At 72.3% G+C, this 26,529-nt stretch carries 23 protein-coding genes and 2 tRNA genes; 10 read left to right on the plus strand and 15 right to left on the minus strand.

Annotated elements, in window-relative coordinates; all coding sequences use genetic code 11:
• Window positions 1-105: 105 nt before the first annotated feature.
• The 7 genes from ACWCSV_RS17740 to ACWCSV_RS17770 all read right to left on the minus strand — a co-directional run bounded on the left by ACWCSV_RS17740 (window position 106) and on the right by ACWCSV_RS17770 (window position 7,076).
• Window positions 106-1,098 (minus strand): tetratricopeptide repeat protein, encoded by a 993-nt coding sequence (locus ACWCSV_RS17740; RefSeq protein ID WP_328719507.1) that lies wholly within the window; start codon window positions 1,096-1,098, stop codon window positions 106-108.
• Window positions 1,095-2,420, minus strand: coding sequence for an HD-GYP domain-containing protein (locus tag ACWCSV_RS17745; RefSeq protein ID WP_451143334.1), 1,326 nt, complete (start codon window positions 2,418-2,420; stop codon window positions 1,095-1,097). Before ACWCSV_RS17745 ends, ACWCSV_RS17740 begins: the two co-directional genes overlap by 4 nt.
• Window positions 2,421-2,506: 86 nt before the next feature.
• A complete protein-coding gene (locus ACWCSV_RS17750) occupies window positions 2,507-3,967 on the minus strand; it encodes an HD-GYP domain-containing protein (protein WP_451143158.1) in 1,461 nt (486 codons plus the stop codon).
• Between the two features lie 255 nt (window positions 3,968-4,222).
• Window positions 4,223-4,543 (minus strand): mycothiol system anti-sigma-R factor, encoded by a 321-nt coding sequence (rsrA, locus tag ACWCSV_RS17755; RefSeq protein WP_451143160.1) that lies wholly within the window; start codon window positions 4,541-4,543, stop codon window positions 4,223-4,225.
• Entirely contained in the window at window positions 4,540-5,196 is a 657-nt protein-coding gene (locus ACWCSV_RS17760) for a sigma-70 family RNA polymerase sigma factor (RefSeq protein WP_266708915.1), read from the minus strand. Before ACWCSV_RS17760 ends, rsrA begins: the two co-directional genes overlap by 4 nt.
• 373 nt (window positions 5,197-5,569) lie before the next feature.
• Window positions 5,570-6,229: an alpha/beta hydrolase family protein gene (locus ACWCSV_RS17765; RefSeq protein WP_451143162.1), complete on the minus strand. Its 660-nt coding sequence runs from the start codon at window positions 6,227-6,229 to the stop codon at window positions 5,570-5,572.
• Between the two features lie 31 nt (window positions 6,230-6,260).
• Window positions 6,261-7,076 (minus strand): SOS response-associated peptidase, encoded by an 816-nt coding sequence (locus tag ACWCSV_RS17770; protein WP_451143164.1) that lies wholly within the window; start codon window positions 7,074-7,076, stop codon window positions 6,261-6,263.
• Between the two features lie 53 nt (window positions 7,077-7,129).
• On the opposite strand from ACWCSV_RS17770, the gene ACWCSV_RS17775 reads away from it, so the two are divergent.
• The 6 genes from ACWCSV_RS17775 (at window position 7,130) to ACWCSV_RS17800 (ending at window position 12,274) form a co-directional block, all read left to right on the plus strand.
• Window positions 7,130-7,843, plus strand: a complete 714-nt coding sequence (locus ACWCSV_RS17775) for a M50 family metallopeptidase (RefSeq protein ID WP_451143166.1) — start codon at window positions 7,130-7,132, stop codon at window positions 7,841-7,843.
• A gap of 130 nt (window positions 7,844-7,973) precedes the next feature.
• Complete coding sequence (aroA, locus tag ACWCSV_RS17780; RefSeq protein ID WP_451143168.1) at window positions 7,974-9,320, plus strand: 3-phosphoshikimate 1-carboxyvinyltransferase; 1,347 nt, start codon at window positions 7,974-7,976, stop codon at window positions 9,318-9,320.
• A gap of 3 nt (window positions 9,321-9,323) precedes the next feature.
• On the plus strand, window positions 9,324-10,340 hold the full coding sequence (gene rsgA, locus ACWCSV_RS17785) for a ribosome small subunit-dependent GTPase A (protein WP_451143170.1): 1,017 nt from the start codon (window positions 9,324-9,326) through the stop codon (window positions 10,338-10,340).
• Window positions 10,341-10,460: 120 nt separating this feature from the next.
• Window positions 10,461-10,784, plus strand: a complete 324-nt coding sequence (locus tag ACWCSV_RS17790) for a DMT family transporter (RefSeq protein ID WP_327177888.1) — start codon at window positions 10,461-10,463, stop codon at window positions 10,782-10,784.
• An 80-nt stretch (window positions 10,785-10,864) separates the two neighbouring features.
• The gene (gene hisN / locus ACWCSV_RS17795) at window positions 10,865-11,665 is read left to right on the plus strand and encodes a histidinol-phosphatase (RefSeq protein ID WP_451143172.1); all 801 of its coding nucleotides are present in this window, start codon (window positions 10,865-10,867) and stop codon (window positions 11,663-11,665) included.
• Between the two features lie 207 nt (window positions 11,666-11,872).
• Window positions 11,873-12,274 (plus strand): CBS domain-containing protein, encoded by a 402-nt coding sequence (locus ACWCSV_RS17800; protein ID WP_451143174.1) that lies wholly within the window; start codon window positions 11,873-11,875, stop codon window positions 12,272-12,274.
• A 105-nt stretch (window positions 12,275-12,379) separates the two neighbouring features.
• Here ACWCSV_RS17800 and ACWCSV_RS17805 read toward each other — a convergent pair whose 3' ends face one another.
• Window positions 12,380-13,831, minus strand: coding sequence for a catalase (locus tag ACWCSV_RS17805; RefSeq protein ID WP_451143176.1), 1,452 nt, complete (start codon window positions 13,829-13,831; stop codon window positions 12,380-12,382).
• A 172-nt stretch (window positions 13,832-14,003) separates the two neighbouring features.
• Between ACWCSV_RS17805 and ACWCSV_RS17810 the strand changes: the two genes are divergently transcribed.
• Complete coding sequence (locus tag ACWCSV_RS17810; protein WP_451143178.1) at window positions 14,004-14,426, plus strand: Fur family transcriptional regulator; 423 nt, start codon at window positions 14,004-14,006, stop codon at window positions 14,424-14,426.
• A 112-nt stretch (window positions 14,427-14,538) separates the two neighbouring features.
• Here ACWCSV_RS17810 and ACWCSV_RS17815 read toward each other — a convergent pair.
• The 4 genes from ACWCSV_RS17815 to ACWCSV_RS17830 all read right to left on the minus strand — a co-directional run bounded on the left by ACWCSV_RS17815 (window position 14,539) and on the right by ACWCSV_RS17830 (window position 20,120).
• Window positions 14,539-14,612: transfer RNA gene (locus ACWCSV_RS17815), tRNA-Met, on the minus strand.
• A gap of 98 nt (window positions 14,613-14,710) precedes the next feature.
• Window positions 14,711-16,831 carry a tetratricopeptide repeat protein gene (locus ACWCSV_RS17820; protein WP_451143180.1) on the minus strand — a complete coding sequence of 707 codons (2,121 nt, stop codon included), beginning with the start codon at window positions 16,829-16,831 and terminating at the stop codon, window positions 14,711-14,713.
• 209 nt (window positions 16,832-17,040) lie between these two features.
• Window positions 17,041-17,114, minus strand: a tRNA-Met gene (locus tag ACWCSV_RS17825).
• A 42-nt stretch (window positions 17,115-17,156) separates the two neighbouring features.
• Window positions 17,157-20,120 carry a UPF0182 family membrane protein gene (locus ACWCSV_RS17830; RefSeq protein ID WP_451143336.1) on the minus strand — a complete coding sequence of 988 codons (2,964 nt, stop codon included), beginning with the start codon at window positions 20,118-20,120 and terminating at the stop codon, window positions 17,157-17,159.
• 135 nt (window positions 20,121-20,255) lie between these two features.
• On the opposite strand from ACWCSV_RS17830, the gene ACWCSV_RS17835 reads away from it, so the two are divergent.
• On the plus strand, window positions 20,256-20,816 hold the full coding sequence (locus tag ACWCSV_RS17835; protein ID WP_451143182.1) for a PPA1309 family protein: 561 nt from the start codon (window positions 20,256-20,258) through the stop codon (window positions 20,814-20,816).
• 98 nt (window positions 20,817-20,914) lie between these two features.
• On the opposite strand, the gene ACWCSV_RS17840 is transcribed toward ACWCSV_RS17835, so the two are convergent.
• From ACWCSV_RS17840 to ACWCSV_RS17850, 3 genes are all read right to left on the minus strand, one after another.
• Window positions 20,915-22,003, minus strand: coding sequence for a YlbL family protein (locus tag ACWCSV_RS17840; protein WP_451143184.1), 1,089 nt, complete (start codon window positions 22,001-22,003; stop codon window positions 20,915-20,917).
• 530 nt (window positions 22,004-22,533) lie between these two features.
• Window positions 22,534-22,995, minus strand: coding sequence for a molybdenum cofactor biosynthesis protein MoaE (locus ACWCSV_RS17845; protein ID WP_451143186.1), 462 nt, complete (start codon window positions 22,993-22,995; stop codon window positions 22,534-22,536).
• Window positions 22,996-23,118: 123 nt separating this feature from the next.
• Window positions 23,119-24,261, minus strand: coding sequence for an SDR family oxidoreductase (locus tag ACWCSV_RS17850; protein WP_451143188.1), 1,143 nt, complete (start codon window positions 24,259-24,261; stop codon window positions 23,119-23,121).
• Window positions 24,262-24,453: 192 nt separating this feature from the next.
• On the opposite strand from ACWCSV_RS17850, the gene ACWCSV_RS17855 reads away from it, so the two are divergent.
• Together ACWCSV_RS17855 and ACWCSV_RS17860 are read left to right on the plus strand one after the other, a co-directional pair.
• On the plus strand, window positions 24,454-25,962 hold the full coding sequence (locus tag ACWCSV_RS17855; protein WP_451143190.1) for a zinc-dependent metalloprotease: 1,509 nt from the start codon (window positions 24,454-24,456) through the stop codon (window positions 25,960-25,962).
• A complete protein-coding gene (locus ACWCSV_RS17860; protein WP_451143192.1) occupies window positions 25,959-26,495 on the plus strand; it encodes an NUDIX hydrolase in 537 nt (178 codons plus the stop codon). The genes ACWCSV_RS17855 and ACWCSV_RS17860 overlap by 4 nt, the downstream gene beginning before the upstream one ends.
• The last annotated feature ends 34 nt before the right edge of the window (window positions 26,496-26,529 follow it).

The following is a 26,529-nucleotide window of genomic DNA, read 5'->3' on the forward strand; positions in this document are numbered from 1 at the left end:
CGTACGCCTTCCTGCAAACCGTGAACCTTGGAATCCCGAGTCCGGGCAGATCCGCACCGCGCAAAATCGGTGCCGGTACAGCCTACGGGGAGACCGGGAGCACGGTCAGCAGACCTCTTCGAGATCCCGCCACTCGCGGCTGTCCGGGCTGTCGGCGACCCAGCCGTCCAGCAGCCCCCGCACCAGTCCGGCCGGGGCCGCGAGCCCGCACTCGCGCTCGGGGGCCCAGAGACCGCCCGCCGTGCGGTGGCCCAGCGGGCCGGGGTGGCCGGGCTCGCTGTGGTCGTGCGGGTCGAGGTGCTCGCCGTCGCCCTCGTCGCTCTCCATCCGGCTCTCCGAACAGGACCGGCAGAGCAGCCGCACCGACGAGGACCAGTCCTCGGCGGCGAACCCGGCGTCCGACGCGAGCTTCTCCAGAGCGTCCCGGTCCTCCTCGGTGGCCGCCTCCAGCAGCACCACCCAGGTCGGCACCGGTGAGGGCGCCCAGAGCTCGATCTCGTCGAAGACCGGGTACGACGGGCCGGCAGCGGTCACCCGCTCCCCGTTGGGCACCCCGTCGTGCAGCACGACCTCGCCCCAGCGGCGCCCGGAGGACGGCAGCGGGATCGACAGCACCTCGATCCGGGCCGGATCGAGCCGGCGCCCCCAGACCACCTCGGCCTCGCCCTCCGGCGACAGCCGCACCGCGGCGCTGCCCAGCTCCATGCCGGTCGGCTCGGTGGTGGCGGCGGCACCCTGCGCCCCGGTGCCGGGCACCTTCAGCCCGTACGCCTGCCAGGCCCGGCGGGCCAGCGGCCAGTCCTGCAGCGCGGTCGCGGCGATACCGACGTTCCACCAGTCCGGCGCGCCGGACTCGCGGTCCAGCAGCGCGACGGCCCGCAGCCCCGCCGACCGTGCCTGCTCCCAGTCGTGCCGGAACTTGTGCAGCAGCGCCAGGTTGAACCAGGACTCGGAGAGCCAGGGTTCCAGGTCCGCCGCGCGCGTCAGCAGCGCTCCCGCGTCCTCGTACCGGCCGTCGCCGATGAGCGTGAACGCGCGGTCCGTGGCCTGTCGCCACGAGGCGGACGGCCGATGCCGTGCCTTCCCGAAGATCCTCACGATTCCCGCCTGTCCCGAATGGACACCCTCTTCTTTCGCATCCAACCATGCCCGGCCGGACGCCCGCTCATTACCCATGGGTTACCCCGTCCGTACCCGGGCGGGCCGCCCCTCGCCAGGAGGCCGGCCAGTGCCTCGACCACCTGCGGCTGGTAGTCGTGGCCGGTGCCGATACGCAACTGCTCCAAGGCCTCCAGAGCACCTCCCACGCCTTCCCCGCGCAGGTCCTCGTACGCGTTGACGGTACGGACGATCCGCGCGGTGAGCGGCTGCTCCCGGTACGGGTCCGCCTGCCGTTCCACCACCACCGCCACCTTCGCGTCCACCCCGGTCTGCCGCACCACGGCCCCGCCCAGCAGCGCGATCCGGCGCTGCTCGGCGGCGGGCAGCCGGGCGGTGGCCCCGTCCGCCAGCGGATCGACGAGGGAGAGCTGGCCGATGTCGTGCATCAGGGCCGCGTACTCCAGCACGGTCAGCTCGCTGCCCGCCAGCCCCAGCTCGCGCCCGACCGCCGTGGAGAGCTCGGCGACCCGGTGGGCGTGGCCGTGCGGGGTGTACCCGGCGATCTCGGTGGCGCGGGCCAGCGAGGCGATGGTCTGCCGGTAGGTCGCGCGGACCGCCGCGTACCGGCGGAAGGAGACCTGGGTGAGGAGGAGCGGGACGCACACCACGGGCAGCGCCCACAGTCCGGCGACCGCCACCCCGAGCGCCATCACCGCGCCGGTCGCGCAGACCGCCGACCCGATGCCGGGCAGGCCGCAGAGCTCGTCGCGCAGGTGCGAGCCGTACGGATAGCGGGTCCGCGCCGCCTCCACGAACGCGGCGAGCACCGCGTCGCACAGCGCCGTCAGCCCCAGCAGCCCGACCAGGAAGGCGGCGTACGCGGGCCCCTCCCCCAGCGCCCCGGTGAACTGCTCGGCATCGCGCAACGGCTGGAAGCAGACGGCGGCGAAGGCCACCGTCAGCACCCGTCGGGCCACCCGGTCGGGCTCGGGAGCGCCGCCGCGCACCAGCAGCGGCACGGCGGCGAGGAGCTGGGCCGCGACGACGACGGTGATCACCTGGAGCACCCCCTGCCCGGTCGGCTCCCCGGCGCTGCGCCCGAGCAGGGCGTACGCGAGGGCGCCGGCGGCGCCGAGCGGCGCGGGTTCCCGCTCGCCGGGCCCCCGCCCCCGTGCACCCTGCCCCTGCTGGACCAGGGGTGCCAGCTCGCCGAGGGTGACGAGCGCGCCGAAGGCGAGGGCGTGACCGGGTTCGGCGAGCCCGGACCGGAAGGTGCGGACCAGGGCGACGAGCGTCAGCGCGAGGGCGGCGAGGTGCAGCACGCGGACGGCGCGCGGCGATCCGCCGCCGGGGACGCCAGGGAGGCCGGGAAAGCCCGGAAAGCCGGAGAACCCCGGGAAGCCGGTCACGGCTCGCTCCGTCCGTCGCCCTCGGCGGTCCGGCCCGCGCCCGCCGAGCCCGCCGCGCCCCCGGTGGCCGGTGCCTGCCCGCGCGGGGGCGGCAGCGTTGCCTCGTCCGAGGTCACGGCGGCCGTCGCCGCCGACCAGCCGTACCGGTCCACGGCCCGCACCAGGGCCCGCACCATCCGGGGGTCGAACTGGCTGCCCGCGCAGCGGCGCAGTTCCTCCACGGCGGCCTCCACCGGGCGCCCCCGCCGGTAGGAGCGGTTGGAGGTCATGGCGTCGAAGGCGTCGGCGACGGCGACCACCCGGGCGAACTCGGGGATGTGGGCGCCCCGGAGCCCGTGCGGGTAGCCGGTTCCGTCCAGCCGCTCGTGGTGGTGGAGGATCGCCGCCCTGGCCTCGTCGAGGAAGTCGATGCCCCGCACGATCTCGTGGCCGTACTCGGGGTGCAGTTCGATGACCCGCCGTTCCTCCGGGGTGAGCGGCCCGTCCTTGCGCAGCACCCGGGTCGGTACGCCGAGCTTGCCGACGTCGTGCAGGATGCCGGCGAAGCGGAGGGCCTCCACCCGCTCGGGCGCCATGCCGATCTCGCGGGCGATGAGGACGGACGCGCGGCCGACGCGCTCGCTGTGGCCGCGCGTGTAGGTGTCCTTGATGTCGACGGCCTGCACGAGGGCGCGGATGGTGGCCCGGTGCGCGGCGTGCTCCCGGTGGTACTGGGCGAAGACCCAGCAGGAGATGTACATCGGCAGCAGGACGAAGAGCGAGGAGAGCGGGCCGTACGGGCCGCGCCACAGCACCGCCATCATCAGCCCGGCGAGCGCGTGCACGAGGTGCGGCCCGGTCGAGGAGGCGAACAGCCCGTGCCAGGCGCTCCTGACGGGAAGGTGTTCGGCCGGTATCCGGATGGCGCCGTCGAGCAGGGCGAGGACGAGGCTGAAGGCGAGGGCCGCGGCGCAGGCGGGCAGCAGCACGTACGGGAAGTCGGGCGCGGCACCCCGCTGCCCGCCCGGTCCGTGCGGACCGCCCAGCGCGCCGGCACCGGCGAGCGCCCCGTAGACCGAGGAGGCGGCCCAGACGGTGACGGCGAGCTGCGCGGCCCGCCAGATCCGGCGTGCGGCGGCCGGCCGGTGCTCGACCCGGCCGGCCAGTGCTCCGGGTACGGCGACGAGCGCGGCGGCCGAGGGCGGGAGCAGGAAGGCGGCGGCGAACAGGAACGGGAAGAACGATCCGGCCCTGACGGCCACCCGCTCGCCGAAGAAGGGGCAGCGGCCGGGGAGTTCGCCCGCCAGGTAGAGCGCGGCCAGCAGGCCGAGCGTGTGCCAGGCCACCGGCGCCCCGCCGCTCCCGGCGCTCTCCGGTCCGGTCCAGGGGACCCGGGTGAGCACGGGACCGAGGCAGCCCAGGGCGCAGACCGCCACGGCCGCGATGAACGCGCGTGCCGCGACCGGTGTTCTCGTCATGCGTGCACCCGCCCCCGCGTGGTCGATGGAGGCGTCACGCTAGCGAGTGGACGGACCGCAGGTGGCGCAACGATCCTGATTAGCGCGTTCGAGTGATGCGGCCGGGGCCGAATGCGAGGGGCTCGCAGGGAATCGAGGTGTTGCTTCCCCTCAAGCCCTCACCGGGCGGGCGTCCACCGGTACGCCCCCGGAACGGCCGGGAGGCGCACCGCGTCCCGCGCGGTGCGCCTCCCGGGCGTCGTTCTCGCTGTTCGGCTATTCGGCGTTGGCCGCCGGACGGCCCGTGTCGCCCAGCGACACGTCCTGGTCCGGCACGGCCTGGCCGGAGCGGATCAGGTCGATCCGTCCCATCACCTTCGAGCGCAGGTCGGTCGGGACGTCGTCCTGACCGCAGCAGCGCTTGACCAGCTTCTTCACGGCCTGCTCCAGGCCGTACTTCTCCAGGCACGGGGAGCACTCACCGAAGTGCGTCTCGAACTTGGTGCAGTCGCCCTCGGGCATCTCGTGGTCGAGGAACTCGTAGAGATGGTCGAGAACCTCTGAGCAGTCCGTCTCGTGCGGCTCTCCGCAGCTCATGAGGCCGAGCCTTTCCGATCGTCCGACTCACCGGCGCCGGCGGGAACCAGCCCGCGCTCGCGGGCGTAGTCCTCCAGCATGCCGCGCAGCTGGCGGCGTCCGCGGTGCAGTCGGGACATCACCGTACCGATGGGAGTCCCCATGATGTCCGCGATCTCCTTGTAGGCAAAGCCCTCGACGTCCGCGAGATAGACCGCTATGCGGAATTCCTCGGGGATCGCCTGGAGCGCCGACTTCACGTCGGAGTCCGGGAGGTGGTCGAGGGCCTGGGACTCGGCCGATCGCAGCCCGGTCGACATGTGCGACTCGGCCCGCGCCAGCTGCCAGTCCTCGATCTCCTCGGCGGCGCTTCGCTGGGGCTCACGCTGCTTCTTGCGGTACGAGTTGATGAAGGTATTGGTGAGAATGCGGTACATCCACGCCTTGAGGTTGGTGCCCTCGCGGAACTGGTGGAAGGAGCCGTACGCCTTCGCGTAGGTCTCCTGGACCAGGTCCTCGGCGTCCGCGGGGTTGCGCGTCATGCGCAGCGCCGCGGAGTACATCTGGTCGAGAAAGACGAGCGCGTCCCGCTCGAAACGTGCGTTCCGCTCGTCCGTCGTCTCCTCCGGGCGGCCGTCGTCGGTCCCTGTGTCGTTACCAGTGACCGGACCCACCTCCTCCAACGCTGTTGCGGGGCCGAAACCGGACCCGCTCGCCTCGGAGAATAGTCGACCTTGGTTCCGCGCGTACGGTCGATCGCTTCCGCCCGGCACGCGCCCGGGAGTGCTCTTCGGTGCGTGGAGCACCGTCCACTCCAGATCCGCGGCGTTCGAGCGACGCGGGCAGATGGTCGAACCCATGCGACGGACTCCCTCTCCACAACCAGAAAAGACGTGTGCCGGTGTACCGGAGGTGCCGGTGTACCGATCGCCTCGGCGTACCGGGCGCCGATGTACCGAACAACAGCGGCCCCTCGGCCCGCATTCCCCACGCCCGTGGGCCCGTGGCGGGGTGTGACAGGGACCACTCGCCGGAGGGCCGGCCGGCTCAGCCGGGAAGCCGGTCCAGCCAGCCGGTGACGGCGCCGGCCAGGATCTCCATCGCCTGGGCCTCCGTCAGGCCCGAGCGCCGCGGCACCGCGAAGCCGTGGTCGCCGTGCGGGACCTCGGCCATCTCGTACGTACCGGAGGGGAATTCGGCGGGGCGCCCGAAGGGGTCGTTGCCGCCCTGCGCCACCAGGGTGGGGACTCCGGTGCCCAGCAGTTCGCCGGCGCGGGACTTCTCGGGCCTGCCCGGCGGGTGCAGCGGGAAGCTGAGTGCGAGGACGGCGTGGGCGCCGAGCTCGCCGGCCGTGCGGCAGGCGACCCGTGCCCCGGCACTGCGCCCGCCCGCGACGACCGGCAGGCCGGGGGCGGCCAGCTCCGGCCAGAGGGCCCGCCAGCCGGTGTCCAGGGTCTTCGGGGCCGGGGCGACCTTCTTGCCCGCGACCCGCCAGGGCTGCTCCACCAGGGCGACGCTCACCCCGTGCCCGGGTGCGGCGGCGGCCAGGGCCGCCAGGTCCCGCGCCTCGATGCCGCCGCCGGCACCGTGGCCGAGGGCCAGCACCAGCCGGGCACCGGGCGCGGGGAACCACGTGATCCGGGCCTCCCCCGCGGGGGTGGTGACGGTGACGGGCCGCCCGGTCCGGGCGTTTCGCTCGCTGCTCATGGGCCCCATCCTGCCGGTGCCCGGCCCGCCGTCAGAACAGCGTGGCCTCCTCGGGCGCGGCCAGCTCCTCCTGGAGTTCGGGACCGTTGTTGCGGACGTTGCTGACGGCGGTGGCGACGGGATGGGCGCGCATCAGTCCACCCTCGGGCGGGGCGGTCAGCGCGCGCAGTTCCTCGCTGTCGGTGCGCGCGGGGTCGAGCCAGGCGTCCCAGCGGTCGGGCGTCAGCATCAGGGGCATCCGGGGGTGGATGTCGGCGAGTGCGGACGGGCCCTCGGCGGGGGCGACGGCGAGCGGGGTGGTCTCCGCCTCCGTGGTGAGCACGGAGCAGGTCGCCCACCACGCCCGCGGGTGGTCGGGCGGGAGGGTGGCGTCGCGCCAGAACTCGTAGATCCCGGCCATCGCGAAGACGGACCCGTCGGCGGGGGTCACGAAGTAGGGCTGCTTGCGGGGCCGCTTCTTCTTCCCCTGCTCCTCCAGCTGCCGCTCGTCGGCGCCGGTCATCCACTCGTAGTAGCCGTCGGCGGGGAGGATGCAGCGGCGCTGGAGGAAGGCCTTGCGGAAGGAGGGCTTCTCGTGGACGGTCTCGGCGCGGGCGTTGATCATCCGCGCGGCGCCCTCCGGCGTCTTGGACCAGGAGGGTACGAGGCCCCACTTGAGGGTACGGAGCTGGCGAACCGGACGGCGGTCCGCCGCGTCTTTCAGGGGACGCTCGAGTACGGCGTAGACCTCCTTGGTCGGCGCCACGTTCCAGTCGGGGTCCAGGGTCTCGTCCGGGTCCCACCGCTCCACCTGGAAGAGTCCCGTCAGGTCCTCGGGCCGCCGGCTCGCCGCATAACGTCCGCACATGTCTGCCAGCCTGCCACGAAACCCCGCCCCCGCCGCAAGGAGTCCCAGCCGCAATGGACAGCAACGAACTGGGTGCCCTGTGGGACCGGGTGTTCGGCACCCAGCCCGCGCCGGAGCAGTGGCTGGTGGTGGTGACCGCGGCCGCCGCGCTCGTCGCCGTCGTGCCGGGCGTGCTGTGGCGGCTGACCCGCAACTCGGTCACCATCGCCCACGAGGGCGGCCACGGGCTGATCGCCCTGCTCACCGGGCGGCAGCTCTCCGGCATCCGGCTGCACTCGGACACCAGCGGGCTGACCGTCAGCCGGGGCAAGCCGACCGGCATCGGCATGATCCTCACCGCCGCGGCCGGCTACACCGCGCCCTCGCTGCTCGGCCTCGGCGGCGCCTGGCTGCTGACCAACGGCCGCATCACACTGCTGCTGTGGCTGGCCACCGCGCTGCTCGCGGTGATGCTGGTGATGATCCGCAATCTCTACGGGGCGCTGACCGTGATCTTCACGGGCTCCCTCTTCCTGCTGGTCTCCTGGCTGACCTCGGCCGCCGTGCAGTCGGCGTTCGCGTACGCGGTGGTCTGGTTCCTGCTGATGGGCGGGGTCCGGCCGGTCTTCGAGCTCCAGTCCAAGCGGCGGCACGGCGGCGCTCCCGACTCCGACGCCGACCAGCTGGCCCGGCTGACGGACGCCCCGGCCTGGCTCTGGGTGTTCCTCTTCCACGCGGTGTCGCTCTGCTCGCTCATCGGCGGCGGACGCTGGCTGCTGGGGGTCTGACCGGCGCGTGCGGGGCCCGGGGCCCGGCCCGTCCGGGAGCCGCTTGCCGGACCGGCCCTCAGGGCCTCTCGTCCGGCCCCCCGCCCCTCGCCACCGGCACGGGCCGGACGAGAGGCCCTAAAGTGAGGGCATGACCGAAAGTTCCGTGCACCCCGCCCTCTGGCCCGCCCCCTACGCGAGCGGCCCCGTCGACGCGACCGTCACCGTGCCCGGTTCCAAGTCGGTCACCAACCGCGCGCTGGTCCTGGCCGCCCTCGCCGCCGAGCCCGGCTGGCTGCGCCGGCCGCTGCGCTCGCGCGACACCCTGCTGATGGCCCAGGCGCTGCGCGCGATGGGCGTCGGCATCGAGGAGACGGTCTCGTCGAGCTCGTCGGCCACCGGCGGCCCGGACGTCACGGGCGAGGCGTGGCGGGTCATCCCGGCCGGGCTGCACGGCCCGGTCACCGTCGACGTCGGCAACGCCGGTACGGTCATGCGCTTCCTGCCCCCGGTCGCCACGCTCGCGGACGGCCCGGTCCACTTCGACGGCGACCCGCGTTCCTACGAGCGTCCGCTGCACGGCGTCATCGACGCGCTGCGGGCGCTCGGTGCCCGGATCGAGGACGGCGGGCGCGGCTCGCTCCCGCTGACGGTGCACGGCGCGGGTGCGCTGGAGGGCGGTCCGGTACGCATCGACGCCTCGGCCTCCTCGCAGTTCGTCTCCGCGCTGCTGCTCTCCGCCCCCCGGTTCAACCAGGGCGTGGAGGTACGGCACGTGGGCTCGTCGCTGCCGTCGATGCCGCACATCCGGATGACCGTGGAGATGCTGCGCGCGGTCGGCGCCCAGGTGGACGAGCCGGAGACGGGCGGCGAGCCGGACGTCTGGCGGGTCTCCCCCTCCGCGCTGCTCGGCCGCGACCTGACCGTCGAGCCCGACCTCTCCAACGCCCAGCCCTTCCTGGCCGCCGCCCTGGTGACCGGCGGGCGCGTCACCGTACGCGACTGGCCGGAGCGCACCACGCAGCCCGGGGACGCGCTGCGCGAGCTGTTCACGGCGATGGGCGGTTCCTGCGAGCTGACTCCGCAGGGCCTCACCTTCACGGGTTCGGGACGCGTCCACGGCATCGACGCGGACCTGAGCGAGGTCGGCGAGCTGACGCCGGGCATCGCGGCCGTCGCGGCGCTCGCCGACTCCCCGTCCACGCTGCGCGGGGTCGCCCATCTGCGGCTGCACGAGACGGACCGGCTGGCGGCGCTCACCAAGGAGATCAACGAGCTCGGCGGCGACGTCACCGAGACTGCGGACGGGCTGCACATCCGGCCGCGCCCGTTGCGCGGCGGGGTGTTCCACACGTACGACGACCACCGGATGGCGACGGCGGGCGCGATCATCGGCCTGGTGGTGCCCGGAGTGGAGATCGAGAACGTGGGGACGACCGCGAAGACCCTGCCGGACTTCCCGGACATGTGGACCGGCATGCTCGGTGCCGGGGCCTAGAGAATGCGCCGCTACGGGAAGAACCCCGACGAGGACGACATCCGCGTCCGCCCGAACCGCAAGGGCAACCGCCCCCGCACCCACACCCGGCCCAAGCACGAGGACGCCGAGGACGGCATGGTCCTCACGGTCGACCGGGGCCGGCTGACCTGCCTCGTCGAGGGGCGTACGGTCGTCGCGATGAAGGCCCGCGAGCTGGGCCGCAAGGCCGCCGTGGTCGGCGACACCGTGTCGATCGTCGGGGACCTCTCCGGCGACAAGGACACCCTGGCGCGGATCGTCCGCATCGGCGAGCGCCGCTCGGTGCTCCGGCGCACGGCCGACGACGACGACCCGTTCGAGCGGGTGGTGGTGGCCAACGCCGACCAGCTCGCCATCGTCACGGCGCTCGCCGACCCGGAACCGCGCCCGCGCATGATCGACCGGTGCCTCGTCGCCGCGTACGACGGCGGGCTGACCCCGCTCCTGGTGCTCACCAAGTCCGACCTGGCCTCCCCGGACAAGCTCCTGGAGGCGTACACCCCGCTGGGTGTGCCGTTCATCGTCACCAACCGGGACGAGCTGGCGAACGGCGACGCGGCCGACCGGGTGCGCGAGCAGCTGAACGGCAGGATCACCGCCTTCGTCGGGCACTCCGGGGTCGGCAAGACCACGCTGGTCAACGCGTTGGTGCCGGAGGACCGGCGGCGTACGACGGGTCATGTCAACGCGGTCACCGGGCGGGGCCGGCACACCACCACGTCCGCGCTGGCGCTGCCGCTGCCCGACGGCATGGGGTGGGTGGTCGACACCCCGGGCGTGCGCTCGTTCGGGCTGCACCACATCGACCCGTCCCGGGTGATCAACGCGTTTCCCGACCTCCAGCCCGGCACCGAGGACTGCCCGCGCGGCTGCACCCACGACGACAACGCGCCGGAGTGCGCGCTCGACGCGTGGGTGGCCGGCGGACACGCCGACCCGGCTCGGCTCTACTCGCTGCGCCGGCTGCTGGCGACGCGCGAACGGCGCGAGGGCGACTGAGGCCCGGGTTCGCCGGGGAGCGCCGCCGCGACTCGCGCACGTTTGCGACCGTGCGACGGTGGTAGGGGCATAATCGCAGCGAGCAGGCGGACCGGTCACCGAGGCGGAGGACTACGGACGATGGCGTGGCTGCTGGTCGTGGTCGCAGGACTGCTGGAGACCGGCTTCGCCGTGTGTCTGAAGCTCTCGCACGGCTTCACCCGGCTCTGGCCGACGATCGCGTTCGCCGCGTTCGCGCTCGCCAGTTTCGGCCTGTTGACCCTCTCGCTCCGGAAGCTCGACGTGGGCCCCGCCTACGCGGTGTGGACCGGCATCGGGGCCGCCGGTACGGCGATCTACGGCATGGTCTTCCTGGACGACGTGGTGTCCGTACTGAAGCTCGTCTCGATCTCGCTGGTGATCATCGGCGTGATCGGCCTCCAGCTCTCCGGCTCGGCGCACTGAACGCTGCGGAGACCTGTGCGCCGACCGGGTGGCGCCGGGCCGTGTGGCCCCGCTCGGACCTGGCTGGATACTGTGACGCCATGCCCGACTACCACGATGATCTGCGTCTCGCCCACGTACTGGCGGACGCCGCCGACGCGGCGACGATGGACCGGTTCAAGGCTCTCGACCTCAAGGTGGAGACCAAACCGGACATGACTCCGGTGAGCGAGGCCGACAAGGCCGCCGAGGAGCTGATCCGCGGCCATCTGCACCGGGCCCGCCCGCGCGACGCGATCCTGGGCGAGGAGTACGGGCTGGAGGGCACCGGCCCCCGGCGCTGGGTGATCGATCCGATCGACGGCACCAAGAACTACGTGCGCGGGGTGCCGGTCTGGGCGACCCTGATCTCGCTGATGGAGGCGGGCGAGGACGGCTTCCAGCCGGTGGTCGGCGTGGTCTCCGCGCCCGCGCTCAACCGGCGCTGGTGGGCCGAGAAGGGGGCCGGCGCGTTCTCCGGCCGCAGCCTCACCGCCGCGACCCGGCTCCAGGTCTCGCAGGTCGGGCAGATCTCGGACGCCTCCTTCGCGTACTCCTCGCTGACCGGCTGGGAGGAGCAGGGGCGGCTGGACGGCTTCCTCGACCTGTCGCGGGCCTGCTGGCGGACGCGGGGATACGGCGACTTCTGGTCGTACATGATGGTCGCCGAGGGTGCCGTGGACATGTGCGCGGAGCCCGAGCTGTCGCTCTGGGACATGGCGGCCACCGCGATCGTGGTGCAGGAGGCCGGCGGCAGCTTCACCGGCCTGGACGGCGTCCCCGGTCCGGGCGGCGGCAACGCGGCCGCGTCGAACGGCCTGCTCCATGACGAACTGCTGGGCTATCTCAACCAGCGCTACTGAAGGTCGCACCGCCGGGCCAGGGGGTACCGACCCGGTCGGCGGAGCGCCCGGGGCGCCCGGGGGCCGTGGGGTGTGCGCGCGCACGCCCTGTGGCCGCCTCGCGCACCCCTTGTCGGGTCCCGGGCGGGGTGCCATCCTGAAACCCCCGCTTGTGAACTTGTGAATCGGCTCACGTTCCGGCCGGTCCACCAAGGAGGTGCCCCCGTCATGCTGGTCCGAGACGCCATGACCACCGTGGTGCTCACCATCGGCCCCACCCACACACTCCGCCAGGCAGCCGCGCTGATGTCGGCCCGCCGCGTCGGGGCCGCCGTCGTCCACGACCCGGACACCTGCGGAGTCGGCATCATCACCGAACGCGACGTCCTCGACGCGGTCGGGCTCGGCCAGGACCCCGACCGGGAGGCGGTAGCCGGCCACACCACCACGGACGTGGTCTTCGCCGCCCCCACCTGGACGCTGGAGGAGGCCGCCGAGGCCATGACGCACGGCGGGTTCCGCCATCTGATCGTGCTGAACGACGACGGCCCGGTCGGGCTGGTCTCGGTCCGCGACATCATCCGCTGCTGGGCCCCGGTGCGCCGCCACCCGGTCGAGCTGGCCGGCTGACCGTTCCGCCGCACCCGGCGGAGGCGGCAGCAGGACGGGCCGGACACCCGTGCGTGGTGTCCGGCCCGTCCTCGCACACGCGATGCGGTGCCATGCGATGGGTGGTCAGGCGCGCAGGGTCCGGACCGCGTCCTCCAGCCGCTTGCCGAAGTCCGCGTCGGCCTGGCGGAAGTTGTTCACCGCGCGCTCGGCGATCCCGTCGCGCGAGACCTTGGCGATGAACTGGGCGAGGTTGTCGATCAGCCGCGTCTTCTCGTCCTCGGAGAGCAGCCGGTAGAGGTTGCCCGCCTGCACGAAGTCGTCGTCCTCGGCGTGGCGCGGCGCCTCGTGGCTGCCGGTGGTGCCGTCGACCGGGACGGGCTGCCAGAGCGGCCGGCCGGTCTGGGCCGGGCCGCCGAAGCTGTTCGGCTCGTAGTTCTTCGAACCGGCGTGACGGCCGTCGTAGAGGTGGCCGTCACGGCTGTTGGTCCGCGCCTCGGTGGCGTGCGGGCGGTTCACCGGAAGGTGGTCGGCGTTGATGCCGACGCGGTAGCGATGGGCGTCGCCGTAGGCGAAGAGGCGGCCCTGGAGCATCTTGTCCGGGGACGGGCCGATGCCGGGCACGAAGTGCGCGGGGCTGAAGACGGACTGCTCGACCTCGGCGAAGATGTTCTCCGGGTTGCGGTTGAGCTCCAGCTTTCCGATCTCGACCGGCGGGTAGTCCCCGTGCGGCCACACCTTGGTGAGGTCGAACGGGTTGAAGCGGTAGGTCGCCGCGTCCGCCGCGGGCATGATCTGCACCTGCACGGTCCAGGACGGGAAGTCGCCGCGCTCGATGGCCTCGCGCAGGTCGCGCTGGTGGCTGTCGGGGTCGACGCCGGAGAGACGGTTGGCCTCGTCGGTGGTGAGGTTCTCGATGCCCTGGTCGGTCTTGAAGTGGTACTTGACCCAGAAGACCTCGCCGGCCTCGTTGTTCCACTGGTAGGTGTGCGATCCGTACCCGTTCATGTGGCGCAGGGTGGCCGGTATCCCCCGGTCGCCGAAGAGCCAGGTGACCTGGTGGGTCGACTCGGGCGACAGGCCCCAGAAGTCCCAGACGTTGTCCGCCTCCTGCGAGCCGGTGTACGGGTCGCGCTTCTGGGTGTGGATGAAGTCGGGGAACTTGATGGCGTCCTTGATGAAGAACACCGGCGTGTTGTTGCCGACGAGGTCGTAGTTGCCCTCTTCGGTGTAGAACTTCAGCGCGAAGCCGCGGGGGTCGCGTACGGCATCGGCCGAGCCGAGGTTCCCGGCGACGGTCGAGAAGCGGAGGAAGGTCTCCGTCTCCTTGCCGACCTCGGAGAGAAACGCGGCGCGCGTCCACTGCGAGACGTCGCGGGTCAGCGTGAAGGTGCCGTACGCGCCGGCGCCGCGGGCGTGCACCACGCGCTCCGGGATGCGCTCCCGGTTGAAGTGGGCGAGCTTCTCCAGCAGCGCCTGGTCCTGCACGAGGACCGGACCGCCGATGCCCGCCGTCTCGCTGTTCTGGTTGTCGGCGACCGGCGCTCCGGCCTCCGTGGTGAGCGGTCCCTGCGTCACGTGCGCCTCCTGGCGTGATGTGCGCCGCGCGCCCGCCGTCTCCCGGCGGCACGCACGGCCGTTCCTCGACTCCTGCCGGATTTAATCCTACAATGGACTTTGTCCAAGTCAAGCAAACATCCAAAGTCACATCAGTTCGGGACTCGCTTCCCCTCACTGTTACGCTGATGTCATGAGTGACCTGCTGGAACGACTCCGTGGACGCGGCTGGCGCATGACGGCGCAGCGCCGCGTGGTCGCCGAGGTCCTCGACGGCGAACACGTGCACCTGACGGCCGACGAGGTGCACGCGAGGGCCGTGGACCGCCTGCCCGAGATCTCCCGGGCGACCGTCTACAACACCCTGGGCGAGATGGTGTCGCTCGGCGAGGTGCTGGAGGTCTCCACGGACCGCCGCGCCAAGCGGTACGACCCGAACGCCCGCCGGCCGCACCACCACCTGGTCTGCGCGGGCTGCGGAGCGATCCGCGACGTCCACCCGACCGGCAACCCGCTGGCGGATCTGCCGGCCGAGGAGCGCTTCGGCTTCACGGTGTCGGGCGTCGAGGTGACGTACCGCGGCCTCTGTCCGAACTGCGCGTCGACGACCGCCTGATCGACCCACCACGACCGGCCGGGGTTCCTCACCGGCCGGTCTCTCGCGGGTGCGCGCGTACGCGGACACGACGAAGGCCCGGATCCACTGGATCCGGGCCTTCGTCTTTCAGTAGCGGGGACAGGATTTGAACCTGCGACCTCTGGGTTATGAGCCCAGCGAGCTACCGAGCTGCTCCACCCCGCGTCGTTGAATGCAACATTACGTCACCCGGTCGGCCGTGGCAAATCCATTCAGCAGGGGGTACCTGCCGGGGCGCGCGACGCGCCCCGGCAGACACCCCCTTACGCGGTGAGCTCCTGGTGCAGCGCTTCCTGGAGTCGGGCGGCGCGCTCCGCGACCTCGGCGGGCCCCAGCTCGACCGCCCGGGCGCACCAGCGCTGCCCCTCCGTGAGCTCGCCCCGGCGGGCGGCGAGCAGCGCGAGGCGGAGCGCCGCCCGGCCGTGGCCGTCGTTGGCGGCGCGGCTCCACCAGAGGGCCGCCTCGCGCTCACTGCCCTCGCGGGCCAGCAGCAGTCCGAGGTTGAAGGCCCCGTTGCGGCTGCCCGCCTCGGCGGCCTCGCGGTACCAGCGTGCGGCGCTCTCCACGTCGCCGCGGGCGGCGCAGAGCATGCCGACCCGGACCTGGGCGCGGCGGTGGCCCTGCTCGGCGGCGCGCTCGTACCACTCCTCGCACTCGGTCTTCTCCGGCATCGGCTCGCCGAGCACCGGCGTCGCGCGCGGCGGGCGCCGGGCGTCGAGGACCCCCGCCAGCCGGAAGGCGGCCTCGGCGCTGCCCCCGCCTGCGGCGGTACGCAGATGGCGTTCGGCCTCCTGGTCCTCGCCCTTGCGCAGCAGCGCCATGGCGACCTGGAGCGCCGCGTCGGTGTGGCCGGCGGCCGCCGCGCGCTTGTACCAGCTCAGCGCCGCGAGGTCCTCGTCCCGGCCGGCGTGCAGGATGCCGAGGTTGAAGGCGGCGTCCACGCTGCCCGCCTCGGCCGCCTTGGAGAACCAGGGTTCGGCGCCGGTCGCGTCCCCGGCCTGGAGGAGGAGTACGGCGAGCGCGTTGGACGCCTCGCGGTGGCCCGCGTAGGCGGCCCGGCGGTACCACTGCTCGGCCTGCGGGGTGCGGTCCTGGGCGGCGCAGAGCAGCCCGAGGTTGTACGCCCCGTTCACGTCGCCCGCGTCCAGGGCGGCCCGGTACCACCGCTCGGCGGTCTGCGGCTCGCCCCGGTCGGCGTGCAGGGCGCCCAGCGCGTTGGCGGCGTTGCCGTCGCCCTCCTGCGCGGCGCGCAGCCACCACACGGCGGCGCTCTCCACGTCGCCGACGTCACGGAGCAGGAAGGCGAGGGCGCACGCGGCGCGTGCCTCGCCGGCCCGTGCGGAGGTGAGGTACCAGCGCCCGGCCTCCTTGAGCTCGCCGCGCCGCTCCAGGATGGCGCCGAGGTGCAGGGCGGCGCGGCGGTGGCCCCGGGCCGCCGCCTGCCGGTACCACTGCTCGGCCTCGCCGACGCGTCCCTCGGCGGGGCCCGCGACCGGGCCGTCACCGGGGGCACCGACGGCGTTCACCGGGGGCTCGACGGCCTCGGCGCGCATCCGCCCGAGCCCGAAGGCCTGGTGCGGGTCCTCGACGGCGTTGCGCTCGATGGTCCGGGCCAGGCGGTACGCGGCCTCCCGGTGCCCCTGCTCGGCGGCGGCGCGCAGCCAGCGTTCGGCGCCCACGTCGCTGCGGTGCTCCAGCAGGTCGGCGAGGGCGTAGGCGCCCAGCGCGTGGCCCTGTTCGGCGGACTGGCGCAGCCAGTACTCGGCGCCCGGCTCGTCGCCCCGCTCGCGCAGGTGGCGGCCGAGCGCGTGCGCGGCGGAGGCGGAACCGGCGACGGCCGCGATGCGCCACCAGCCGGCCGCTTCGTCCGGGTAGCCGCGCTGGTGCAACAGGACGCCGAGGTTGTTGGCGGCAGCCCGGTCCCCGTCGGCGGTGGCGCCGCGCAGATAGGGTTCGGCGGCGTCGAGTTCGCCCCGGCGCAGCAGCAGCGCGCCGACGACGCTCATCGAGGCGGTGTCGCCCGCGTCGGCGGCACGCCGGTGGCGCTCCTCGGCCTCCGCGGACTCGGCGGTCTCGGTGGTGCCGATCGCGTCGGCGGTGTCCTCGGCGGTCCCGGCGTCCACGGAGTCCCTGGCCCCGGTGATGCCGGCCGTGCCCGAGGCCCCGGCTGTGGTGTCCGTGCTTCCTGGCGTGACGGTGACCCCCGTCGTCTCGGTGGCCCCGGTGGTGAAGTCGTCGCTGTTCACGGCCTGCTCGGCGGCCCCCGCCGCCCCGGCGGTGACCACGGCCGACGCCGCGGCCGGCACCCCCTTGGGGCCCCGTGTCCGCCGTTGCACAAACCGCCCTGTCTCCAACAGAGTTGCCCTGTCCCCCATAAATACCATCGTCGCACCACCTGTAACCCGCGTACACCTGGTATATCGCGGACAGTGAGGTCACTTCAGCGTTTTGTCGACATGCCCACAGAGAGACAAGTCAAACACGGCCCCGGACAACTGGTGCCCCGCGAACCGCACTTCACGCCCACTCTCCACAAAGGCGCCACGACACGACGAAGGCCCGGATCCAGTGGATCCGGGCCTTCGTCTTTCAGTAGCGGGGACAGGATTTGAACCTGCGACCTCTGGGTTATGAGCCCAGCGAGCTACCGAGCTGCTCCACCCCGCGTCGTTGTGTTCAAACAGTACCACGACGCGGGGGTGGGTTTTCTCAGCTGCCCTGGTCGGCGGCCCCCTCGGCCGAGGAGGCCGTGTCCCTGGCCGTACCGCCCGAGCCCGTACCGCCCGAGCCCGAGCCGGCCGCGGAGCCGCTCGCACCGGACTGGGCCTCGGCGGCCCGCTTCAGGGCGTCCTGCAGGTCCTCCTGGGCCTCGCCGTAGGCCGGCCAGTCCGGCTTCCGAAGCGCCTCCTGGGCGGCTTCGTAGGCCTTCTGGGCGTCCGCGATGGCCTGCTTGAGCGCCGCGTCACCGGTGGCCGGTGGCTTGGTCGGCTCGGTCGGCTTCGTGGGTTCGGTGGGCTCGGTCGGCTGGGTCGTACCGCCGTCCACGTCGAAGACCGCGTTCAGCGCCTCTCCGAGACTGTTCTCGAAGACGATCTTCGATCCGAACGAGGCGGCCACCTTGCGCAGCAGCGGGTAGTTCTGGTTGCCACCGCGCGTGTAGACCGGCTCGATGTAGAGGAACCCGCCGTCCAGGGGCACGGTGAGCAGGTTTCCGTACTCGATGTCCGAGTCGGTTCCCTTGAGGTTCCGTACGAACTCGGCGACGTCGTCGTTGCCGTTGAGCTCGCTCTGTACCTGCCCGGGCCCCTTCACCGTGTTGGTGACTCTGAGGAGTCTGATCGTGCCGTAGTCGGCGCTGGCCGCGTCGGCGTCCACCGCCATGAACGCCCCCAGGTCGGGACGGCCTCTCGGGGTGAACGTCGTGGTCAGCGAGAACGTCTGCTGGTCCTGGTCCGGCATCTTCATGGAGAGGTAGTACGGCGGAACGGAGCCCGGTTCCTTGTTGGTCGGGTCGTCCGGCACCTGCCACGCGTCACTCCCGCTGTAGAACTGCGCGGGGTTGGTGACGTGGTAGCGGGTCAGCAGCTCCCGCTGGACCTTGAAGAGGTCCTGCGGGTACCGCAGGTGGTCCATGAGCTCCTTCGGGATGGCGGACTTGTCCTTCACCGTCCCGGGGAACGCCTTGCGCCAGGTCTTGAGGACCGGGTCCTTCGTGTCCCACTCGTAGAGCGTGACGGTGCCGTCGTACGCGTCGACGGTGGCCTTCACCGAGTTGCGGATGTAGTTGACCTGGTTCTGCTGGGCGACGACCGCGCGCTGGTTGGTCGTCAGCGAGTCGGCCGTCGTGTCGCCCAGCGTCGTACGCGAGGCGTACGGGTAGCCGTTGGTCGTGGTGTACGCGTCGACGATCCACTGGATCCGGTGGTCGACGACCGCCGGATAGGCGTCGCCGTCGATGGTCAGCCACGGGGCGACCGCCTCGACGCGCTCCTTGGGCGTGCGGTTGTAGAGGATCCGCGAGCCGTCGCCGATGGCCCCCGAGTAGAGGATCTGCGGCTCGCTGAACGAGACCGCGTAGGCGGCGCGGTTGAAGGCGCTGGCGAGGCTGACCCCGCTGTCACCCTTGTAACTGGTGGTCTTCTCGCCGTCGTCCTCGTAGTCGAGCTCCTTCTGGGGCCCGCCGACGATGGAGTACTGCTCGGTCTTCTCGCCGTAGTAGATCCGCTGCTCGTACTCGCCGAGCTTGCCCGTGGTCGGCAGGCCGGACTCGGTGAAGTCCGGGGAGCCGACGGGGTTGGTGCCCGTGCTGGTGCCCTTGGCCGCGATGACGCCGTAGCCGTGGGTGTACGTGAAGTGGTCGTTGATCCAGTTCCGCTTGGGCAGGCCCGCGAGGTTGAGCTCGCGCAGACCGACGACGGTGTCCTGCTCCTTGCCGTCCTCCTCGTAGCGGTCCACGTCCAGCGTCGCCGGGAACTGGTAGTAGTTCCGCTTCTGCTGGAGCTGCTGGAACGCCGGGGAGACGACGTTGGGGTCCATCACGCGGTAACTCGCGGCGGCGTCGGCCTGGGTGCGCAGCGCGGCGCCCTCGGTCTCCGTGCTCTTGCCCGCGTAGTCGTCGACCTGTGCGTCGTCGATGTCGTACGCGTCGCGTGTGGCCTTGATGTTCTTCTGGATGAACGGGGCTTCCTTGGCCTGCTCGTTCGGCTGGACCTGGAACTTCTGGACGATCGCCGGGTAGAGCCCGCCGATCAGGATGGCCGAGAGGACCATCAGCCCGAAGCCGATCACCGGGAGCTGCCAGGTACGCCGCCAGAGCGTCGCGAAGAAGAGCACGGCGCAGATGACGGCGATGCAGAACAGGATCGTCTTCGCCGGAAGGTAGGCGTTTGCGTCGACGTACCGCAGGCCGGTCCAGTTGTCGGTGGCCTTGAAGTCACTGGACTTCACGGCCAGTCCGTACCGGTCGAGCCAGTACGCCACGGCCTTCAGCGAGACGAAGATGCCCAGCAGCACCGAGAGGTGGCCGGTGGCCGCGCCGGTCGCGCGGGCGCCGGGGCTGGTGATCCGCAGGCCGCCGTAGAGGTAGTGCGTCAGGGCCGCGGCGATGAGCGACAGCACGACCGCGGCGAAACCGAAGCCGAGCAGGAAGCGGTACCACGGCAGGTCGAAGGCGTAGAAGGAGACGTCCAGCTTGAACTGGGGGTCCTTCTGCCCGAAGGAGACGCCGTTGACGTACATCAGCCAGGTGCGCCACTGGCCCGAGGCGGAGGCACCGGAGATCAGCCCGATGAGCGCGGTGACCGCGAGGAGCACCCACTTCTTGAACGGGGCGACACCCATGCGGTAGCGGTCCAGGCTCTGCTGCTCCAGCGACATCGCGCTCAGCGGTGGCCGGAGCCGGTAGGCGAGCCAGACGTTGAGGCCGACGGCGAGCGCCATCAGCAACCCGAAGACGAGGAACAGGCCGATCTTGGTCCACAGGGTCGTCGTGAAGACCGACGAGTACGACACCGAGCGGTACCAGAGCCAGTCGGTCCAGAACCCGGCGAACATGATGAACGCCATACCGAGCGCCGCGAGGACGCCGAGCGTCATGAGAAGGGTACGGGCACGCCGGGACGGGCGGCCGACTCTGATCCGTGGCCCGGTCGGGCCTCCGCCGCGGTCCGGCATCTGGAAAGCCAACGTGCGCACCTCGTACTTCGGGGTCGTGTGGAACGGGCTCAGCGATCGTAGAGCCCTTCCTTGCAACTTACGGAGGCTTTACCTAGTTCCCGTTCCGGGTGCGAAAGGAGGCAGGATATTGGTATGCCCAACGTTTCTTCCTCAGGCCCTCCGATGGCCTCGAATCCCCTCACCGTCGCGGTGCTCGAAATCGACGAGTACACAGCCGGCCTCGGATGGGACCGACCCGCCCGCCTCTTCGCCCTCGTCGACACCGCCAGCCTGCGCGTCCAGGAGCCGGGCCTCGCCGCTCAGCTCGGACTCGGCGCGGACGGCAAGGTGCCCGCCGCCTTCACCCCCGTCGAGCAGGAGGAGATCCCCTCCGGCAAGCCGCTGGACGAGTTCCTCGCCACGATCGCCTGGCCGGCCGGGGTGGCGGGGTGCGCGCTGACGGTGGAGCGGCTCATGCTGCCGCCGTCCGCCGAGGCCTCCGTACCCGAAGGGCTCAGCGGTAGGAAGCTGACCGCGTGGGTGGCCGCGCACCCGGAGCGGCAGGAGGTCCGGATGACCGTGGCCGTGCTGCGGAACGGCAAGCGCGAGTCCGCGATCCGGCTGCGGGAGAAGGACTCCGCGAGCGAGGTCCTCACGGGCCCGGCGCTCGTCCCGGGGCTGGCCGACGCGCTGGCGGCGACCTTCGAGTCCTGAGGCCGGTCCTCCGGAGTCCGCCGCTCGGCGCCCCCGGAGCCGACGGGCTGTCCCGGCATCCGCGGCACGCGCCGGGGAGTGCGGGACAGCCCTCGGGGTCAGTTCGTGGAGCAGCTCGGCAGGGCCGCGGTGTCCCCGGTGCGGATCTTGTCCAGGGACTTCTTGGCGTCGTCCATCTTCTTGACCCGGACCAGGGTGAGACCGGACGGGGTGTCGGCCGCGGCGGCGGCGCAGTTCTCGTCGGGGGTGAGGAAGTACCTCGCCCCCGCGTTCCGGGCGCCGATCAGCTTCATGGTGATGCCGCCGATCGGTCCGACCGTGCCGTCGTCGTCGATGGTGCCGGTGCCCGCGACGAACTTCCCGCCGGTGAGCTGACCCGGCGTGAGCTTGTCGACGATGCCGAGCGAGAACATCAGGCCGGCACTGGGGCCGCCGACGTCGGCGAGGTTGATGTCGATGTCGAACGGGAAGGTGTGGTCGGTCCCGGCCTGGATGCCGACGATCGCGCGGCCGTCGTCGTCCGCCTTGCGGGTGGTGAGGGTGACGTCCTGAGTGCCTTCGGGCTCCTTGCCGGCCTTCTCGGCGGCGGCGGCCCGCTCGGCCGGGATCACGGTGAACGTCACCTTCTGCCCCGGGTCGTGCTTGCTCACCAGCCCGGCGACGTCCGCCGGGTCCTTGATCCGGGTGCCGTCCACCGACTCGATCACGTCGCCCGCGTGGAGCTTGCCCTCGGCCGCGCCGCCCTTCACGACGGTCGACACGATGACGCGGGTGGTCACCGGGATGTCCAGCTCCTTCAGGGCGGCGACCTTGGCGCTCTCCTGGGACTGGCTGAACTCCTCGGCGTTCTCCTGCGTCGACTGCTCCTCGGTCTTCCCGTCCGGGTAGAGGGTGTCGTGCGGCACGATCACGCTGTCGTGGGCCAGCCAGCCGTACAGGGCCTCGATCAGGTTCATGTTGTAGTCCGCTCCGGTGACGCGGACCGTCGTCATATTGAGATGTCCGGACGTCGGGTACGTCTTGCGACCGGAGATCTTGAGTACCGGATCGCCGTTCGCGTCCCCCAGCGTGTTGACGGTCGGCCCGGGAGACATCTCCGCGTACTGAACGGGGAGCAACAGACCCACACAGACGAGCGCGATGAAGATGAGAGTCGAGGCGAGCATCGTCGCGGTGCGGCGTGGCATGGAACGACAGTACGGGAAGCACCTGTCAGTCCACCGCCGGGGCCGGTCCGTACGGGGTCGGCGGGGGCGGGGAGGCGGCGCGGAGGCCCGCGGTCCGCTCGTGGGGCGGGACGTGCGCGGTGGGAGCGGGGGCGTCGCGGGGCGACGCCCGGTTGGCGATCGCGTACGTCCGGCGCGGCAACTCCGGTGGCCGTCATGCGTCAGACGGCGTCGGAACCGGAGTGCGATCTCTCCATCGCTTCTCGGAAGCGGGCATACCCGGCGAGTTCGGTGACATCACCGGTCGTGCGATTGCGTGCGGCCCAGCCTCCCCATATCGCAGCGCCGAGAGCGGCGAAAAGCGGAATCAAGAGCCATGCGAGTGCTGCCACTACGACCTCCCTACCCCATGAGCGACCGCAACTGACGGTCTGCAGATTAACCAGCGGCAGGACCAACGCTCGTGGCAGGGGGGCGGTTACGCAAATCGGGCCTGATCCGTGCCCGTACGGTTTGCGGTCGTGGATCTTCGGACCGGTCGTACCGCCGGTTCAGCAGGCACCGACCCATTCCTCGGTGCCGTCCAGGAAGCGCTGGTGCTTCCAGATCGGAACCTCGTGCTTGAGGTCGTCGATCAGCTTCCGGCAGGCGTCGAACGCCTCCGCGCGGTGCGGGCAGGCCACGGCCACCACGACCGCCAGATCGCCCACGTCCAGTTCACCCACTCGATGGACGGCGGCCAGCGCCCGGACCGGGAAGTCCGCGACGACCTTCTCGGCGACCCTGCGCAGCTCGTCCTCGGCGGACGGATGGCAGGAGTAGCCGAGCGCCCCGACGTCCTGGCCCCCGTCGTGGTTGCGCACCGTGCCGGCGAAGAGCGCGATCCCGCCGGCCGCGTCGTCGCCCACCGCCCGGAAGACCTCGTCGACGGAGAGCGGGGTGTCGCGGATCGCGAGGAGCCGGACGGGGTCGGCCGCCGCGCGCTCGCCGGGGTGATCGTCGAGAGATGCCATGGGGCCATGGTGCCGCACGCGGCCACCGCGACGGAAACACGTGTTCTGCCCCGCGTTCCGTCGCGCGTGGCAGGCCGCGTGCTCCATCGCGCTCGCTCCGTCGCGCTTGCTCCGTCGCGCGTCTCAGATCCGGCGGCGGGCCTTGCGGGCGCGGCGGACCAGGGCTGCGGTGCCGAGCAGCGCGACCGTCGCCCCGGCGGCGCCCGCCGCGGTGGCGTCCTTGCGGCCCAGCCTGCGGCCGGCCAGGGTGTGGCGGCCCTCCACCTCCTCGAGGAGCGCGGCCAGCACGTCCTCGTTGGTCCAGCGGGGCCGCCAGCCGGCATCGTGCAGCCGGCCCACACTGACCACCCAGGGGTGCATCGTGTAGGCGAGGTCGCCGGCCGGAGAGGGGGTCAGCCCGATCCGGTGCAGCCGGGCGGCGGCGCCCAGCGCGACCGCTGAGGGCAGCTCCATCCGGCGTACCCCGCTGAGCTCCTCGACCTGCTCCTGCTCCAGCCACCCGTCGCAGCCGACCGCGAACTCCCCGTCGATCAATTCCAGCGCCGCGTACTCCAGGGCGCTGACCAGGTCCTCCACGTGGCAGAACTGCCAGGTGGGCCGCGATCCGGCCACCACCAGCAGCCGGGGCGACTCGAAGTAGCGGGTGAGCGCGGTGTCCGTACCGCCGACCAGGACGGCCGGGCGGACGACGGTGACGTTCAGGCCGGGGTGGGCGCGCGGGGCGCGGCGGCCGAGGCGTTCGATCTCCAGCAGGTCACCGACGCCGGTGGCCTCCGCCGTGGCGCGCAGTTCGGCGTCCTCGGAGAGCGGGATGTCGTTGTCGGGCAGGGCACCGTAGACCATCGCGGAGGTGCAGAGCACGACCCGGTGGACGCCCACGGCCGCGGCGGCGGTCAGCACGGTCTGGGTACCGCGCACGTTGTACGCCGTACGGGCCGCCGCGTCGGTCTCCAGGTCGAGGTCGACGGCGAGGTGCACCACGACGTCCGCGCCGCGCAGTTTCTCGGCGATGGCGGGGTCCCGCACGTCGAGGACGTGCCAGGTCACCCCGGGGACGTCCGCGCGCCGCTCGTCGATCGCGACGACCCGCCCGATGTCGTCCGACGCGGCGAGGTGCGCGGTCAGCAGCGCCCCCACTCCGGTGGCCGCTCCGGTGACCGCGACGACGGGGCCCCGCTTCCCGGAAATGTTTTTCCCGGGCTTCCTGCCGGTCGTGGGGTCGGTCAGGTTTCGCGCTCCGCGAACCTGAGGATCTGGGGAACTCACCAGGCGTCTCCAGCGGTTGTCTTCAGTACGTACCCGAGTGAGGCGTGCGTACCTGGTGGCGTCCATCCTGCCGCAGCCCGCGTCCCGGCGAAGCACTGAGCCCCTGAGCCGGAGCGGGTGTCTACGCTGGATGGTGACAAGCCGGGCATCGCCGCCGGTTCCAGCCGGCGGCCCTACGAGCCGAGGAAACCCGTGAGTGACACCCCATTCGGATTCGGCCTTCCGCCGGAGGAGCCGGAGAACGGCGACGGCAAGAAGAAGGACCCCATCGAAGGTGGGCAGGGTCAGAGCGGACCGGCGAACCCGTTCGGCTTCGGTCCCGGTGCCGCCGGGGACAACCCGTTCGCGGCCATGTTCGGTTCGATGAACCCGAACGACCTGGGCGCCGCCTTCCAGCAGCTCGGCCAGATGCTGAGCTACGAGGGCGGTCCGGTCAACTGGGACATGGCCAAGCAGATCGCCCGCCAGACGGTCTCGCAGGGCACCCAGGACGGCAGCAAGGACGCGAGCGTCGGTCCGGCCGAGCGCGCCGCCGTCGACGAGGCCCTGCGGCTGGCCGACCACTGGCTGGACGGCGTGACCTCGCTGCCCTCCGGCGCGGTCACCACCGTGGCCTGGAGCCGCGCGGAGTGGGTCGAGGCGTCCCTCCCGGCGTGGCAGCAGCTGGTCGACCCGGTCGCCGAGCGGGTCGGCATGGCCATGGGCGACGTGCTGCCCGAGGAGATGCAGGCGATGGCCGGCCCGCTGATCGGCATGATGCGGTCGATGGGCGGCGCCATGTTCGGCCAGCAGATCGGGCAGGCGGTGGGCGTCCTCGCGGGCGAGGTCGTCGGTTCCACGGACATCGGGCTGCCGCTCGGTCCGGCGGGCAAGGCCGCGCTCCTCCCGCTGAACGTCGAGCGCCTCGGCAAGGACCTGAGCGTCCCGCTGGAGGAGGTGCGGCTCTACCTCGCCCTGCGCGAGGCCGCCCACCAGCGTCTCTTCGCGCACGTCCCGTGGCTCCGCTCCCACCTGTACGGCGCCGTCGAGTCGTACGCGCGCGGCATCAAGGTCGACACCTCCAAGCTGGAGGACGTCGTCGGGCAGTTCGACCCCTCGGAGCCCCAGCAGCTCCAGGACGCCCTTCAGCAGGGCATGTTCCAGCCGGAGGACACCCCGGAGCAGAAGGCCTCACTGGCCCGTCTGGAGACCGCGCTCGCGCTGGTCGAGGGGTGGGTGGACGCGGTGGTCCACGAGGCGGCCAAGCCCCGTCTGGGCTCTGCGGACGCCCTGCGCGAGACGATGCGCCGGCGCCGTGCGTCCGGCGGTCCCGCGGAGCAGACCTTCGCCACGCTCATCGGGCTGAAGCTGCGCCCGCGCCGGCTGCGGGACGCCTCGCGCCTGTGGGCCTCGCTCACCGACGCCCGGGGGATGGAGGGCCGTGACGGCCTCTGGGAGCACCCGGACATGCTGCCGACCGCCCAGGATCTGGACGACCCGGACGGCTTCGTCCACCACGAGCAGCTGGACTTCTCCGAGCTGGACAGGATGCTCGGCGAGGCCGCGAGCGGCGGTGCCGCGCCCAAGGACGCGGCGACCGGGGACGTGACGGCCAAGGACGCGACGGCCGAGGACACCTCGGCCGAGGACGCCACGCCCGACGACGACGCCGAAGGCGACGGCCGGGACGGCTCAGGTTCGAAGGGCGACACGGACCGGTGAGCCTGCACCACGACGCCGCCCTCGTGCTCAAGGCGTACGAGGGCGGCGCGGACGCCGGTCAGGCGGAGCTCCGCCAGACGTACCTCGACCACTTGGACGCCCGTCCCGACGGGATGTGGAAGGCGTGCGGGGCGGGGCATCTGACCGCCAGCGCGCTGGTGCTGGACCCGGCGGCGGGCCGGGTGCTGCTCACCCTGCACAAGAAGCTCGGCATGTGGCTCCAGATGGGCGGCCACTGCGAGCCGGAGGACGCCACGCTCGCGGACGCCGCGCTGCGGGAGGCCACCGAGGAGTCCGGGATCGACGGCCTGGTGCTGCAGGCGGGCGGCCCGGTGCGCCTGGACCGGCACCCGATCCCGGCCCCCTGCCACTGGCACCTGGACGTGCAGTACGCGGCGCTGGCCCCGGCCGGTGCCACGCAGCGGATCAGCGAGGAGTCGCTGGACCTGCGCTGGTTCGCGTACGACGAGGTCGCCGGCGTTGCCGACACCTCGGTGGTCAAACTGCTGGAGGCGGCCCTCGCCGCGCTCTGACCAGGGCCGTCGCGTACGCCGCAGGGGCGGTCCC

It is taken from the genome of Streptomyces sp. NPDC001770, from assembly GCF_053596135.1.

What these genes read in the sequence shown, in the direction of transcription:
- ACWCSV_RS17790 (WP_327177888.1), top strand. Translation starts at nt 10,461, where the DNA reads ATGGCGTGGCTGCTGGTCGTGGTCGCAGGACTGCTGGAGACCGGCTTC.
- ACWCSV_RS17765 (WP_451143162.1), bottom strand. Translation starts at nt 6,229, where the DNA reads ATGAGCAGCGAGCGAAACGCCCGGACCGGGCGGCCCGTCACCGTCACC.
- ACWCSV_RS17770 (WP_451143164.1), bottom strand. Translation starts at nt 7,076, where the DNA reads ATGTGCGGACGTTATGCGGCGAGCCGGCGGCCCGAGGACCTGACGGGA.
- rsrA (WP_451143160.1), bottom strand. Translation starts at nt 4,543, where the DNA reads ATGAGCTGCGGAGAGCCGCACGAGACGGACTGCTCAGAGGTTCTCGAC.
- hisN (WP_451143172.1), top strand. Translation starts at nt 10,865, where the DNA reads ATGCCCGACTACCACGATGATCTGCGTCTCGCCCACGTACTGGCGGAC.
- ACWCSV_RS17775 (WP_451143166.1), top strand. Translation starts at nt 7,130, where the DNA reads ATGGACAGCAACGAACTGGGTGCCCTGTGGGACCGGGTGTTCGGCACC.
- ACWCSV_RS17800 (WP_451143174.1), top strand. Translation starts at nt 11,873, where the DNA reads ATGCTGGTCCGAGACGCCATGACCACCGTGGTGCTCACCATCGGCCCC.
- ACWCSV_RS17840 (WP_451143184.1), bottom strand. Translation starts at nt 22,003, where the DNA reads ATGCCACGCCGCACCGCGACGATGCTCGCCTCGACTCTCATCTTCATC.
- ACWCSV_RS17845 (WP_451143186.1), bottom strand. Translation starts at nt 22,995, where the DNA reads ATGGCATCTCTCGACGATCACCCCGGCGAGCGCGCGGCGGCCGACCCC.
- aroA (WP_451143168.1), top strand. Translation starts at nt 7,974, where the DNA reads ATGACCGAAAGTTCCGTGCACCCCGCCCTCTGGCCCGCCCCCTACGCG.
- rsgA (WP_451143170.1), top strand. Translation starts at nt 9,324, where the DNA reads ATGCGCCGCTACGGGAAGAACCCCGACGAGGACGACATCCGCGTCCGC.
- ACWCSV_RS17810 (WP_451143178.1), top strand. Translation starts at nt 14,004, where the DNA reads ATGAGTGACCTGCTGGAACGACTCCGTGGACGCGGCTGGCGCATGACG.
- ACWCSV_RS17830 (WP_451143336.1), bottom strand. Translation starts at nt 20,120, where the DNA reads ATGCCGGACCGCGGCGGAGGCCCGACCGGGCCACGGATCAGAGTCGGC.
- ACWCSV_RS17835 (WP_451143182.1), top strand. Translation starts at nt 20,256, where the DNA reads ATGCCCAACGTTTCTTCCTCAGGCCCTCCGATGGCCTCGAATCCCCTC.
- ACWCSV_RS17820 (WP_451143180.1), bottom strand. Translation starts at nt 16,831, where the DNA reads ATGGTATTTATGGGGGACAGGGCAACTCTGTTGGAGACAGGGCGGTTT.
- ACWCSV_RS17750 (WP_451143158.1), bottom strand. Translation starts at nt 3,967, where the DNA reads ATGACGAGAACACCGGTCGCGGCACGCGCGTTCATCGCGGCCGTGGCG.